The sequence below is a fragment of the Pseudomonas sp. B37(2017) genome (genome assembly GCF_002112885.1).
Taxonomy (GTDB): domain Bacteria; phylum Pseudomonadota; class Gammaproteobacteria; order Pseudomonadales; family Pseudomonadaceae; genus Aquipseudomonas; species Aquipseudomonas paraglycinae.
Window position 1 is genome coordinate 135,697 of the sequence record NZ_NEIX01000007.1, and the last position, 14,335, is coordinate 150,031.

General features: G+C 62.9%; 8 protein-coding genes. 6 read left to right on the plus strand and 2 right to left on the minus strand.

Annotated features, from left to right (window positions below):
• Positions 1-191 precede the first annotated feature (191 nt).
• The 4 genes from ptsP to CAF90_RS18610 all read left to right on the plus strand — a co-directional run bounded on the left by ptsP (position 192) and on the right by CAF90_RS18610 (position 7,450).
• Positions 192-3,053 carry a phosphoenolpyruvate--protein phosphotransferase gene (ptsP, locus tag CAF90_RS18595; protein WP_085608043.1) on the plus strand — a complete coding sequence of 954 codons (2,862 nt, stop codon included), beginning with the start codon at positions 192-194 and terminating at the stop codon, positions 3,051-3,053.
• On the plus strand, positions 3,053-3,994 hold the full coding sequence (pfkB, locus tag CAF90_RS18600; RefSeq protein ID WP_085608044.1) for a 1-phosphofructokinase: 942 nt from the start codon (positions 3,053-3,055) through the stop codon (positions 3,992-3,994). Before ptsP ends, pfkB begins: the two co-directional genes overlap by 1 nt.
• An 11-nt stretch (positions 3,995-4,005) precedes the next feature.
• Positions 4,006-5,739: a PTS fructose-like transporter subunit IIB gene (locus CAF90_RS18605; protein WP_085608045.1), complete on the plus strand. Its 1,734-nt coding sequence runs from the start codon at positions 4,006-4,008 to the stop codon at positions 5,737-5,739.
• Between the two features lie 169 nt (positions 5,740-5,908).
• Entirely contained in the window at positions 5,909-7,450 is a 1,542-nt protein-coding gene (locus tag CAF90_RS18610; RefSeq protein ID WP_085608046.1) for an alkaline phosphatase, read from the plus strand.
• 119 nt (positions 7,451-7,569) lie between these two features.
• On the opposite strand, the gene CAF90_RS18615 is transcribed toward CAF90_RS18610, so the two are convergent.
• Together CAF90_RS18615 and CAF90_RS18620 are read right to left on the minus strand one after the other, a co-directional pair.
• Positions 7,570-10,098 carry a sulfite reductase flavoprotein subunit alpha gene (locus tag CAF90_RS18615; RefSeq protein ID WP_085608047.1) on the minus strand — a complete coding sequence of 843 codons (2,529 nt, stop codon included), beginning with the start codon at positions 10,096-10,098 and terminating at the stop codon, positions 7,570-7,572.
• A gap of 132 nt (positions 10,099-10,230) precedes the next feature.
• Positions 10,231-12,552, minus strand: a complete 2,322-nt coding sequence (locus CAF90_RS18620) for a TonB-dependent siderophore receptor (protein ID WP_085608048.1) — start codon at positions 12,550-12,552, stop codon at positions 10,231-10,233.
• Between the two features lie 207 nt (positions 12,553-12,759).
• On the opposite strand from CAF90_RS18620, the gene CAF90_RS18625 reads away from it, so the two are divergent.
• Positions 12,760-13,440, plus strand: coding sequence for a Fe2+-dependent dioxygenase (locus tag CAF90_RS18625; RefSeq protein WP_085608049.1), 681 nt, complete (start codon positions 12,760-12,762; stop codon positions 13,438-13,440).
• Complete coding sequence (locus CAF90_RS18630) at positions 13,441-14,199, plus strand: tetratricopeptide repeat protein (protein WP_085608050.1); 759 nt, start codon at positions 13,441-13,443, stop codon at positions 14,197-14,199. It begins immediately after the preceding gene.
• Positions 14,200-14,335: the final 136 nt, after the last annotated feature.

The following is a 14,335-nucleotide window of genomic DNA, read 5'->3' on the forward strand; positions in this document are numbered from 1 at the left end:
ATTATCGAGTAACGTGCCGATCAATCTAGATTAAACGTTTCAGCAAGCGTATTTTCTACGCTTTAGACGCCTTTGGCCGGTTCTGCCGTGAAACCGCCAAAACTGCCTCCTGAAAAGGATGGCCCATAGCGCCTAAGCTGCAACCATTCAAAACAATACCTGGCGCGCCACCGCGCCAAAAAGGAGATCGCATGCTCGAGCTCACTGTAGAGCAGATATCCATGGGCCAGTCGGCTGTGGATAAACCCGCCGCTTTGCAATTGCTGGCCAGTCATCTGGTCGCCGATGGTCTGGTCGCCGACGGCTACCTCGCTGGCCTGCAGGCCCGGGAGGCTCAGGGCTCGACCTTCCTCGGGCAAGGCATTGCGATCCCCCACGGCACGCCCGAAACCCGCGATCAGGTGTTCGCCACCGGCGTGCGCCTGATGCAGTTTCCCGACGGCGTGGACTGGGGCGACGGCCAGATCGTTTATCTGGCCATCGGCATCGCCGCCAAATCCGACGAACATTTGCGCCTGCTGCAACTGCTGACCCGCGCCCTCGGCGAGACCGATCTGGGCCAGGCCCTGCGCCGCGCGAGTTCGCCCGAAGCGCTGCTGAAACTGCTGCAAGGTGCGCCGCAAGAGCTGGCGCTGGATGCGCAGATGATCGGCCTCGGGGTTTCCGCCGACGATTTCGAAGAGCTGGTCTGGCGCGGTGCGCGTCTGCTGCGCCAGGCCGATTGCGTGAGCAATGGTTTCGCCGGTGTATTGCAGCAGGTCGAAGCGCTGCCGCTGGGCGATGGCCTGTGGTGGCTGCACAGCGAGCAGACCGTGAAGCGTCCGGGCCTGGCGTTCGTCACGCCGGACAAACCGATGCGCTACCTCGGCCAGCCGCTCAGCGGTCTGTTCTGTCTGGCCAGCCTCGGTGAAGCGCATCAGGCGCTGCTCGAGCGTTTGTGCGCGTTGCTGATCGAAGGTCGCGGCAATGAACTGGGCCGCGCCACCAGCAGCCGCAAAGTCCTCGAAGTGCTTGGCGGTGAGTTGCCGGCCGACTGGCCAAGCGCACGTATCGCATTGGCCAACGCCCATGGTCTGCACGCGCGGCCGGCGAAAATCCTCGCGCAACTGGCGAAAAGTTTTGACGGTGAAATCCGTGTGCGCATCGTCGACGGTCAGGACAGCGCCGTATCGGTGAAGAGCCTGAGCAAACTGCTGAGCCTCGGCGCCCGTCGCGGCCAGGTGCTGGAAATCATCGCCGAACCGAGCATCGCCGCCGATGCGTTGCCGGCCTTGCTGGCCGCCATCGAAGAAGGCCTTGGCGAAGAAGTCGAGCCGCTGCCAGCAGTCAGTCAGCAGCGTGAAGTGATCGCCGACATCGCCGAAGTGCTGACCGCGCCGGCCTCCGGCAGCCTGCTGCAAGCGATTCCCGCTGCCCCCGGCATCGCCATCGGCCCGGCGCACATTCAGGTCCAGCAAGCCATCGATTACCCGTTGCGCGGCGAGTCTGCCGCCATCGAGCGCGAGCGTCTCAAGCAAGCGCTGGCCGACGTGCGTCAGGACATTCAGGGCCTGATCGAACGCAGCAAGGCCAAGGCGATCCGCGAGATTTTCATCACTCACCAGGAAATGCTCGACGACCCGGAACTCACCGACGAAGTCGATACCCGTCTCAAGCAGGGCGAAAGCGCCGAAGCAGCCTGGATGGCCGTGATCGAAGCCGCCGCAAAACAACAGGAATCGTTGCAGGACGCGTTGCTCGCTGAACGTGCCGCCGACCTGCGCGACATCGGTCGTCGGGTGCTGGCGCAACTGTGTGGCGTGCAGACGCCCGCCGAGCCTGAGCAACCGTACATTCTGGTGATGGACGAGGTCGGTCCGTCCGACGTGGCGCGGCTGGATCCGGCGCGGGTCGCGGGGATTCTCACCGCCCGTGGTGGCGCCACCGCACACAGCGCAATTGTGGCTCGCGCACTGGGGATTCCGGCGCTGGTCGGCGCGGGCGCTGCGGTGTTGATGCTGAAACCGGGCACGCCGTTGCTGCTTGACGGCCAGCGCGGTCGCCTGCATGTGGACGCGGATGCCGCGACCCTGCAACGCGCCAGCGAAGAACGTGACACCCGCGAACAACGCCTGAAAGCCGCCGCCGAACAACGCCATCAACCGGCGCACACCACCGACGGCCACGCGGTGGAAGTGTTCGCCAACATCGGCGAAAGCGCCGGTGTGATCAGCGCGGTGGAGCAGGGCGCCGAAGGCATCGGCCTGCTGCGCACCGAACTGATTTTCATGGCCCATCCGCAAGCGCCGGACGAGGCGACTCAGGAAGCCGAATACCGCCGCGTCCTCGACGGCCTCGCCGGTCGGCCGCTGGTGGTGCGCACCCTCGATGTCGGCGGCGACAAACCTCTGCCGTATTGGCCGATCGCCAAGGAAGAAAACCCGTTCCTCGGCGTGCGCGGCATTCGCTTAACCTTGCAGAGACCGCAGATCATGGAAGCGCAGTTGCGCGCCTTGCTGCGTTCGGCGGACAACCGTCCATTGCGGATCATGTTCCCGATGGTCGGCAGCGTCGAAGAGTGGCGTCAGGCTCGCGACATGACCGAACGGCTGCGCCTGGAAATCCCGGTGGCCGATCTGCAACTGGGGATCATGATCGAAGTGCCGTCCGCTGCCTTGCTGGCGCCAGTGCTGGCCAAGGAAGTCGACTTCTTCAGCGTCGGCACCAACGACCTGACCCAGTACACGCTGGCGATCGACCGTGGTCATCCGACCCTGTCCGCCCAGGCTGACGGCCTGCACCCGGCAGTGCTGCAACTGATCGACATCACCGTGCGCGCGGCCCATGCCCATGGCAAATGGGTCGGTGTGTGCGGCGAGCTGGCGGCGGATCCGCTGGCGGTGCCGGTGCTGGTTGGCCTTGGTGTGGATGAACTGAGCGTCTCCGGGCGCAGCATCGCCGAGGTCAAGGCGCGCATCCGCGAACTCAGCCTGACGCAAACGCAAAACCTTGCTCAACAAGCCCTGGCCGTGGGCAGCGCCAACGAAGTGCGCGCATTAGTGGAGGCCCTGTAATGGCCAAGATTCTCACCCTGACCCTCAACCCGGCGCTGGACCTTACGGTGCAGTTGCCACGTCTTGAGGCCGGTCAGGTCAACCGCAGCGACGAAATGCACACCCACGCCGCCGGCAAGGGCGTCAACGTCGCACAGGTGCTGGCCGACCTCGGTCATCAACTGACGGTCAGCGGCTTTCTCGGCGAAGACAATCTGCAAGCCTTCCAAACCCTGTTCGCCAAACGTGGCTTCACCGATGCGTTTATCCGGGTGCCCGGCGAGACCCGCAGCAACATCAAGGTTGCGGAACAGGATGGACGCATCACCGACATCAACGGCCCGGGGCCGGTGGTCGGCGCGGTGGCGCAACAGGCGTTGCTGGAGCGTCTGGTGCAGATCGCGCCGGGGCATGACGCGGTGGTGGTCGCCGGCAGTTTGCCGCGCGGAGTCACTGCACAGTGGTTGCGCGAACTGGTCGAGCGCTTGAAGGCGTTGGGCCTGAAAGTCGCCCTGGACACCAGCGGCGACGCCTTGCGCGCGGCGCTCAAGGCCGGCCCGTGGCTGATCAAGCCGAATACCGAAGAGCTGGCCGATGCGCTGGGCTGTGAAGTGGTGTCCCATGCGTCTCAGGCCGAGGCAGCCAATCGGCTGCACGCCCAAGGCATCGAGCATGTGGTGATCTCCCACGGTGCCGACGGTGTGAACTGGTTCAGCGTCGGCTCGGCGCTGCATGCGACGCCGCCGAAGGTCAGCGTCGCCAGCACGGTCGGTGCCGGCGATTCGTTGCTGGCCGGCATGCTGCACGGTCTGCTCAGCGCCGACACGCCGGAACAAACCCTGCGCACGGCCACCGCGATTGCGGCGCAGGCGGTGACCCAGATCGGTTTCGGTATTCACGATGCCGCGCAACTGGCGCAGCTCGAACAGGGCGTGCGCGTGCGCCCCCTGACAGAACAATAAGAGGGTTTGTCATGAAGTTAGCCATTGTCACGGCCTGCCCGAACGGCATGGTCACCAGTGTGCTGTGCGCCCGGCTGCTGGATGCCGCGGCCCAGCGTCAGGGCTGGAGCACCAGCGTCGAAGTGGTGGATGCGGCGCACCCGGAACGCGAGTTGTCGGCAGCCACCATCGAGGCCGCCGAGTGGGTATTGCTGGTCGCCACTGGATCTGTGGACATGACCCGGTTCATCGGCAAGAAAGTCTTTCGGATCGCGCCGGCGCAAGCCCTTCAGGATGTCGAAGAAGTACTGCGGCGTGGCGCCGTCGAGGCGGAAGTTTACGTCGCTGACGAAACGCCGCCCGTGGTTGCCAGTGCTCAAGCGCCGCGACTGGTCGCGGTCACCGCCTGCCCGACCGGTGTCGCCCACACCTTCATGGCCGCCGAAGCGTTGCAGCAAGCTGCCAAGCGGCTGGGCTACGACCTGCAAGTCGAAACCCAGGGCTCGGTCGGCGCGCGAAATCCGCTGAGTGCGGCAGCCATCGCCGAAGCTGACGTGGTGCTGCTGGCGGCCGATATCGAAGTCGCCACCGAGCGTTTCGCCGGCAAGAAAATCTACCGCTGCGGCACCGGGATTGCGTTGAAACAGTCCGAAGCCACGCTGAAAAAAGCCCTGGCCGAAGGCAAGCAGGAAAGTGCTGCGAGCGACGGCAAAGCGCCGGCCAAGCAGGAGAAAAGCGGCGTCTACAAACACCTGCTGACCGGTGTGTCGTTCATGCTGCCGATGGTGGTGGCGGGCGGTCTGATGATCGCCTTGTCGTTCGTGTTCGGTATCACTGCGTTCAAGGAAGAAGGCACGCTGGCGGCGGCGCTGATGCAGATCGGTGGCGAGACTGCGTTCAAATTGATGGTGCCGCTGCTGGCCGGTTACATCGCCTGGTCGATTGCCGACCGCCCCGGACTCGCGCCGGGCATGATCGGCGGTTTGCTGGCGAGCACCCTGGGCGCCGGCTTCATCGGCGGGATCGTTGCCGGTTTTATCGCAGGCTACGCGGCCAAGGCGATCAGTCGGTATGTGGCGCTGCCGCAAAGTCTGGAAGCACTGAAACCGATTCTGATCATTCCGTTGTTCGCCAGTCTGTTCACCGGGCTGGTGATGATTTACGTGGTCGGCAAACCGGTGGCCGGGATGCTTGCGGCGCTGACGCATTTCCTCGACAGCATGGGGACCACCAACGCGATCCTGCTCGGTGTGCTGCTGGGCGGCATGATGTGCGTCGACCTCGGCGGGCCGATCAACAAGGCTGCTTATGCGTTCTCGGTGGGGCTGCTGGCCTCGCAGAGTTATGCACCGATGGCCGCGACCATGGCCGCCGGCATGGTGCCGCCGATTGGTCTGGGCATCGCCACGTTCATCGCGCGACGCAAGTTCGCCCAGACTGAACGCGAGGCGGGTAAAGCGGCGCTGGTGCTCGGGTTGTGCTTCATCTCTGAAGGGGCGATTCCGTTTGCTGCGAAAGACCCGTTGCGGGTGATCCCGGCAAGCATTGCCGGCGGTGCGCTGACCGGTGCGTTGTCGATGTACTTCGGCTGCAAGCTGATGGCGCCGCACGGTGGGCTGTTCGTGCTGGCGATTCCGAACGCGATCAACCATGCGCTGTTGTACCTGCTGGCGATTGTCGCGGGCAGTCTGCTGACCGCGGTGGCGTATGCGCTGGTCAAGCGGCCGGAGGCCGTGGAACTGGCGTTGGAGCCCGCGAAAGCGTGACACTGCGAAAACTTGTGGGAGCGAGCTTGCTCGCGAATGCGGTGTATCTGCGCAGTCGATGTCGGCTGACACGACGCTTTCGCGAGCAAGCCCGCTCCCACAGGAAACAGGTTGTCATCCCCAATTCATGATCCCGTGCTTAAGTTTTCCTTTTTTCAGGGAGAACACCATGAGCGATTTCAATCCCGGTCGCCGGCGCGTGATGCAAGCCGTCGGCGCCGGACTGCTGATGCCGGGGCTGGCGCCGGCCGTGATCGCGTCGGTCAAGGATCGACCGCAACTGACTGACGGCGTGCAATCCGGCGACTTGCAGGGCGACCGCGCGATGATCTGGAGCCGTGCCGACCGCCCGGCGCAGATGGTGGTGGAGTGGGACACCCGCAGTCAGTTCCGCCATCCGCGCCGGGTCGTCTCGGCGCTGGCCGATGCCCGCAGCGATTTCACCGCCCGCGTCGAACTCACTGGTTTGCCCGCCGATCAGGCGATTTTCTACCGTGTGTATTTCAAGGACGCCCGCACCGGTGTCGCCAGTGAACCGTGGCTTGGCCATTTGCGCAGCGCACCGACGGCGCGGCGCAATATCCGCTTCGTGTGGAGCGGTGACACCGTCGGCCAGGGCTTCGGCATCAACCCCGATATCGGCGGCATGCGCATCTATGAAGCCATGCGCATGCGCCTGCCGGACTTCTTTATCCACAGCGGCGACACCATCTACGCCGACGGCCCAGTGCCGGCGCAACTGACCACGGAAGGTGGCCGGATCTGGCGCAACCTCACCACCGAAGCCAAGAGCAAGGTCGCCCAGACCCTCGACGATTATCGCGGCAATTATCGCTACAACCTGATGGACGAAAACGTCCGCCGCTTCAACGCCGAAGTGCCGCAGATCTGGCAGTGGGACGACCATGAGGTGGTCAACAACTGGTCGCCGGGCAAGCAGCTCGACGAGCGCTATCAGGAAAAAAATATCCACACCCTGGTCGGCCGAGCGCGTCAGGCCTGGCTCGAATATTCGCCGATGCGTTTGCAGGCCGCCGATGGCGGCGGGCGCATCTATCGCAAGCTGAGCTACGGGCCGATGCTCGACGTGTTCGTGCTCGACATGCGCAGTTATCGCGGCGCCAACGACGACAATCTCGGGGCGGAAAAACCGTTCCTCGGGCGGGAGCAATTGAACTGGCTCAAGCGCGGATTGAAGGCCTCGAAAGCCCAGTGGAAAGTCATCGCCGCCGACATGCCGATCGGTCTCGGCGTGCCGGATGGCGAGGTCAGTCCCGGTGTTGCGCGCTGGGAAGCGGTGGCCAACGGCGACCCAGGCCCGGCGCAGGGACGTGAACTGGAAATCGCCGAACTGCTGGGCTTTTTGCGCGCGCAGCAGGTGCGCAATTTCGTGTTCCTGACGGCGGACGTGCATTACTGCGCGGCGCATCACTATCACCCTGATCGCGCGGCGTTCCAGGATTTCGAACCGTTCTGGGAGTTTGTCGCGGGGCCGTTGAACGCCGGCAGTTTCGGCCCCAATCCGCTGGACAAGACCTTTGGCCCGCAGGTGGTATTCGAGAAGGCGCCGGCGGTACAGAACGCCTCGCCGTTTGCCGGGTTTCAGTTTTTCGGTGAGGTGAACATTGACGGGCAGAGCGGGGAGATGAGCGTGGTGTTGCGGGATCTGGAGGGGGTTGCGGTTTTCGAGCAAAAGCTGCAACCGACTTGAGTTCACCGCGAAACAAACGGTGGGAGCGAGCCTGCTCGCGATGACGGTGTCACAGGCAACAATTGTGTTGAATGTAAAACCGAATCGCGAGCAGGCTCGCTCCTACAGGGATTGTGATGTCAGTAAACGTCGCGGCGATAGCGACCCTGTTCGATCAAGCGTTCGACTTCAGCGGCGCCCAGCACTTCATTGAGCACCTGATCCACCCCTGACGCCATGCCTTGAAGGCTGCCGCAGATGTAGATTACCGCACCGTCCGCCAGCCATTTCTTCAACTCGCCGGCCGATTCGCGCAGGCGATCCTGCACGTAAATCTTCTCGGCCTGATCCCGTGAGAACGCCAGATCGAGGCGTTCCAGATCGCCATTGATCAACCACTCTTCCAGCTCCGCACGGCAGAGGAAATCGTGCTCGCGATTGCGTTCGCCAAACAGCAGCCAGTGACGCTGTTGATTGTCGGCGATCCGTGCCTTGAGCAAGCTGCGCAGCCCGGCGAGGCCGGTGCCGTTGCCCAGCAGGATCATCGGCACCGGCGCGTTCGGCAGATGGAAACCGCTGTTGCGGCGGACCCGCAGGCTGATGCTGCCGCCGACCGGAGCATGCTCGGTCAGCCAGCCGGAGCCGATGCCGAGGCTACCGTCGGCATGCTGTTCCTGACGCACGATCAGCTCCAGCACGCCGTCGGCGGCAATCGAGGCGATCGAGTATTCGCGCATCGCCAGCGGCACCATCGCATCGACCAGCGCCTGGGCGTGCAGGCCCACCAGATGGGCGCGATGCTCGGGCAACTGGCGGGTGGCGAGGGCGACTTCCAGCGACTCTTCCAGGCCGTTGACCTTGACGCTGGTTTCGCCACGGATGCCGAGGCCGTCGAGGAAATGCTCGATCGCCCACGGGCAGTTGCGTGGCAGCACTTCCACCAGATCGCCGGCCAGCCAGCTGCGGGAGGTCGGCGCGGTCAGGCCGAGCAGGAAGACCGGAGAGCCGCTGCTTTCCGGGTTCATCAGCTCGCGGCGCACCAGTGTCCAGTTCTCGTAGCTCGGCGCCTGCCAGGTATCGACCGGCGCTTGCCCGGTGATCAGGCCGAGTTGGGTCTGCCAGTGACGCAGGGCGTAAGGATCGCCGCTGTCGACTTCCACCGGGGCGAACAGGGTTTTGCCGCCGTGCTCGCCCAGCCATTGATGCAGGCGTCGGGCGAAACCGCAGAAGTGTTGATACTGACGATCGCCGAGGCCGAGTACGGCGTAGTTGAGGCTGTCGAGGGTCGACGCGTTCTTCAATACCTTGCGCTCGAAACCGCGAGCGCTGTCCGGCGCTTCGCCGTCGCCGAAGGTGCTGACCACGAACAACGCGTTGTTCGATTCGCGCAGATCCTGCTCGCTGACATTCGCCAGCGGCTGCACCTTCACCGGCAATCCGGCTGCCTGCAACTGGCCGGCGGTCTGCCACGCCAGTTGCTCGGCAAAACCGCTCTGACTGGCGAAACCAATCAGCCACGCCGGTGTATCGCCGGCCGGTTGGTCGAGGCCTTTGCGGGCATCCTTGATCTGCTTTTTCTTGCGTCGGCGATCCAGGTACAGCAACCAGCCGGTGATGAAGAACAGCGGCATCAAGACGGCCGCGACGGTGACGATGATCCGCCCGACCAGTCCGAAATAGCTGCCTACGTGCAACGCATAAATGCTGGTCAGCAATTGCGCCTTGAAGCTTTTGTCGGCGTAGCGGTCGACGCGTTTGACGACGCCGGTGGCCGGGTCGAGGGTGATCTGGTTCAGCGCGCGGTCGTGGGGCGAGCTGTCGAGCAGATAGAACACGGTCGCCGGTTGGCCGGCCACTGGCGGCATGCGAATGTTGTAGGAGGCGAGGCCCGGGCCTGCGGCGCTGTAGATGCTGACCCACATGGCGGCGTAATCGGCGGTCGGCGCCGGACCTTCAGGGGCCGGGCCGCGACCGCCGCGCACGCGTTCGTTTTGCGGCGCATCGGAAAGCAATCTGGTCAGGCCCTTGTTGTACCACTCGTAGGACCAGGACAGTCCGGTCAGTGCCAGCAGCAGGTAAACCAGCATGCACCAGGTGCCGAACACCGAGTGCAGGTCCCAGTTGAAGCTGCGGCCCTTTTTCTTCCAGTCGAGGGTCAGCCATACGCGCCAGCTGTTCCACTGACGTGGCCAGCGCAGGTACAGGCCGGACAGGCAGAAGAACAGCAGCATCAGGGTGCAGGCACCGGTGATGTTGCGGCCGGTATCGCCCATGGCGAGGAACCGGTGCAGTTGCAGCATCAGGCCGAAGAAGTCCTGGCCGGTAGCGTCGCCCTTGAACTCGGCGGTGTAGGGATCGAAGTAGCGCATCTCGCCACGGCGTTCACCTTTCGGTGGGGTGAACCAGACGCGCCCGGCGCTGCCGCTTTCGGTCTCGACCGAGAGCATCGAGACTTTCTTGCCCGAGGCTGCTTCGATCTGCGCCACCAGATCGGCGGGCGGCAGGACGCCGGCGACCTGTTTCTCCACCTGCAACACGGAGGGGTTGAGGGCTTTGAGAATTTCGTCCTGAAACGAATAGGCAGCGCCGGTGATGCCCATCAGGGCCAGCACCAGCCCGGCAGTGATGCCAAAAAACCAGTGCAACTGGAACAGGGTTTTCTTCAACACGTCGCTTGCCTTGTCCGTTCGGAAATTGTGTTCACGGCGTGCATTATGCCGTGGCTTATCGAGAAACGTTCTTTATTACGCACAAAAGCCCCGCTCAAATGAATGAACGGGGCCCGGTGCTTCCGGCTTCTGTCAGAAGTGGAAGTTGGTGCTCAGCAATGCCGTACGGCCCGCCGCCTGGTTGGCGAAGTGAGTCGAGAAGGCCTTGTCGTAGTAGGTCTCGTTGGTCAGGTTCTGCACGTTCAGTTGCAGGTCGACGTTCTTGCTCAGCTTGTACGCCGCCATCGCGTCGTAGCGAACATAGGAATCGACCATGGTGGTGTTGGCCACGCTGCCGAACACGTCATCCACGTAGAACGCACCGCCACCGATGGTCAGCTTCGGCGTGACCTGGTAAGTGGTCCACAGGCTGGCGCTGTTTTTCGGCGTGTTAGGCAGCTCGTTGCCGTTGTTGGCCTTGTTGGCCGGCAGGTCACCGCCGTCAACCTGTTCGCTGTCCATGTAGGCGTAACCGGCGAACACTTGCCACTTGTCGGTGATCTTGCCGCTGGCGGACAACTCGATACCTTGTACACGAGTCTTGCCGGCGTTTTCGTACGAGGTGGTATCAACCTGGACACGCGCGTTTTCTTTCTCGGTGCGGAAGATATCGGCGGTCAGCGACAGGCGATCGTTCAGCAGATCCCACTTGGTACCGATTTCGTAGTTCTTGGTGGTTTCCGGCTCCATGTCGCTCTTGAGCAGGTTGCCGTTACGATCTGGCGTGCCGCCCAGCGGGTTGCCTTCCTGACCTTCACCCAGGGTGTTGCCCGGCGGTGTGGCGGAGGTGGCGTAGGACGCATAGATGCTGCCGTTCTCTGCCGGTTTGTAGACGACGCCGAACTGGCCGGTGACGAACTCGCTGGTGTCCGAACCCTTGGAGGTGGTGCGGCCAGCGTTGGTGTACGTCTTGTAGCCGGTTTCGAAGTGGTCGTAACGCAGGCCCATGTTCACCAGCCATTGCTCGGACAGCTCCAGGGTGTCGAAAGCATACAGCGCGTAGGTATCGGACTGGGTGTCGGTGCCGGCGTAGTTGCGCGAAATCGCACCGTTCCACGGATCGTTCGGGGTCGGGTTCGACAGCGAGGTGCAGTTGTAGCCGCTGGCGGCGCCGATCAGGCCCGGGTTGCAGTTGGTGGTCACGGCCGAGGTACGCGGCGTGGTGTCGGTGTTGACGTTGTACGAGGATTTGCTGCTTTCCTCACGGGTGTATTCGACACCGGTGGAGAAGCTGTTCTTGAAGCCGGCGACGTAGAAGTTGCCGAACAGGTCGGTCTGGTTGGTGGTGGTCTCGGTGTTGCTCACGCGAGTGTTCGCACGACGCCAGACGCTGCCGTTGTTCACGTTGCCCTTGCTGTCGTCCGGCTGGGTCAGGATGTAATCCTGCATGCTGGTGCCGTGACGCAGGGTGTTCTTGATCGTCAGCGAGTCGCTCAGGTCATGCTCGATGGCGAAGGTCGCGGTGTCGGTGCGGCCCTTGCGGAAGTCGCGGTCCAGACCGTAGAAGTTGCTGTGATCGCCGCCGGCGTACGGCTTGTCCGGGTTGGACTTGGTACGCGCCGCCGAGCCACCGGCCGGAATGGTGTAAGGGATGCCCGAATCCGGGGTGTCGTTGCTTTCGAGATGGTAGTAGTCGAGGTTGACGCGGGTGTCGGTGCCCAGGCCGAAGGCCAGGGACGGCGCGATGCCCCAACGGTCGTAATCAACCTTGTCGCGACCGGCGACGTTGCTCTCGTGGCTCATCAGGTTCAGACGGCCGGCAGCGGTGTCGCTGAACTGGTAGTTGCCATCCATGGTGTAGCGCTGGGTCTGGTCGGAGCCCCAGGTGAAGCCACCGTCGAAGGAGTTGCCCAGGTGGGCTTTCTTGCTCACCAGGTTGATGCTGCCGCCAGCCGCGCCGCGACCGCCGATGGCGGAGTTCGGGCCCTTGCTGACTTCGATGTTTTCCACGGCGAAGATTTCGCGGCTCTGCGAACCGGTGTCGCGCACGCCGTCGAGGTAGGTGTCGCCCTGGGCGTCGAAACCACGGATGAACGGACGGTCGCCCTGCGGGTTGCCGCCTTCACCGGCACCGAAGGTGATGCCCGGTACGGTGCGCAGCGCGTCCTGCATGTTCAGGGCGCCGGTGTCTTTCAGAACTTGTTGCGGGATAACGGTGACCGAGCGCGGCGTATCAACCAGCGGTGCGGTGTACTTGGGCGAGGAGGCTTTCTCGACCTGGTAGGACGTCGAGTCCTGGGCTTCGCCGGTGATGGCGGTGGCGTCCAGGGCGATGGCATTGCCGGTGGCTTTGCTGTCGGTTTTTTCGGCGGCGAACACCATGTGGCCTGCGGAGCCGGCGGTGATTGCCACGCCGATGGCGGAAGCGAGCAGACGTGGTGAGCTGACCGGTAATTGTGCTTGTTGACGTGCCATTTTTATTCCCCTCCCCAAGGATTTGAGGCGGCGGAATATAGGGTAAACAGGTATTCGTATCAATTGCGAAACATTGTTATTCGCACTGAATTTACATTCTTTACAATTTAACCTTACGGTTTTTGCCAGTTCATTCGTCTAGCGGGTTTTACACAGCCAATAAGAATCAATACCATTGCCGCCTCTTTGCCATCAGGTGACATTGCCATGCTGCTGCACATCCCCGGGCTGTTCGCGAAAGAAGAAGTGCAGCGCATCCGCGAGGCTCTGGAACAGGCTGACTGGGCCGATGGCAAGATCACCGCCGGCTATCAATCGGCCAAGGCCAAGCACAATCTGCAGCTTCCGGAAGGCCATCCGCTGGCCAAGGAAATCGGCGCCGCGATGCTTGAACGCCTGTGGAAAAATCCGCTGTTCATGTCGGCCGCGCTGCCACACAAAGTGTTCCCGCCGTTACTCAACTGCTACACGGCGGGCGGCAGTTTCGATTTCCACATCGACAACGCGGTGCGCCAGCCAAAGGGCAGCATCGAGCGCGTACGTACGGATCTGTCGGCCACGCTGTTTTTCAGCGAGCCGGAGGACTACGACGGCGGCGAGTTGGAAATCCAGGACACCTTCGGCACCCAACGGGTGAAACTGCCCGCCGGCGACATGGTGCTGTACCCCGGCACCAGCCTGCACAAGGTCAATGCGGTCACTCGCGGGGCGCGTTATGCCTCGTTCTTCTGGACGCAAAGTCTGGTGCGCGAAGACAGCCAGCGTGCCTTGCTGTTCGAGATGGACGGTGCGATCCAGCAACTCACCCACGACATGCCCGATCACTCGTCGCTGATCCGCCTCACCGGCACCTATCACAACTTGTTGCGTCGCTGGGTCGAGGTGTAAGTGGCGGACTTTCGGTTACGCCGCGAAGAAGTCCTCGACGGTGAACGCCTCACCGCCATGCTCGAAGAAAGCCCGGCTCGCGCGGCTCAGGCAATTCTGCTGGCAGCGGGTGAGGGCGTGCTGGAAGCGCAGGCGCTGCTCGGGCAGATCCTGCTCGATGGTCACGGGATCGCTCAGGATCAGCCGTTGGCATTGCGCTGGTTTGAAATCGCCGCAGGGCAAGGTCATCTGATGGCGCGCAACATGCTCGGTCGCTGCCATGAGCACGGATGGGGCTGTGTGGCCAGCGCCGAACTTGCTGCGCGCCATTACCAGACGGCCGCCGAAGCAGGGCTGGATTGGGCGATGTACAACCTGGCAAACCTGCATGCCACCGGGCGTGGAATACCCGAGAATCAGGCGCAGGCCCTCGCCCTGTACCGCCGCGCTGCCGAGTCGGGACATGCCAAGTCGATGAACCTGTTGGGCCGGTATCTGGAAGAGGGGCGTCACTGTCCGCAAGATCTGCCAACGGCACGTGACTGGTATCGTCGCTCGGCCGAGGGCGGCGATTTCCGGGGGCAGTTCAGCCACGCCGCGGTGCTTGCCGACGAGGGGCGCATCGATGACGCACTTGGCTGGCTACGCAAGGCACTGGACGCGGGCAATGTGAATTTCCTGCGAGTCGCCAGTGTGTCCTTGTTGAATGCACAACATCCGCAAATCCGCGCCATGGCCGACGCTTATAAATTTCGACTGGCAGAGTTAGTTGCTTTGTAATTATTTATTCTGCGGTTAGTTGGTTTTATCAAGTTGATATGGCTGTTCTCGGATAAGTATTCGGGTGAGTGGCTTGTTTGTCTTGATTGCTAATATTTGAATGCTTGTTGATTGTTGTCTTGCTGTCCTAAGGTTG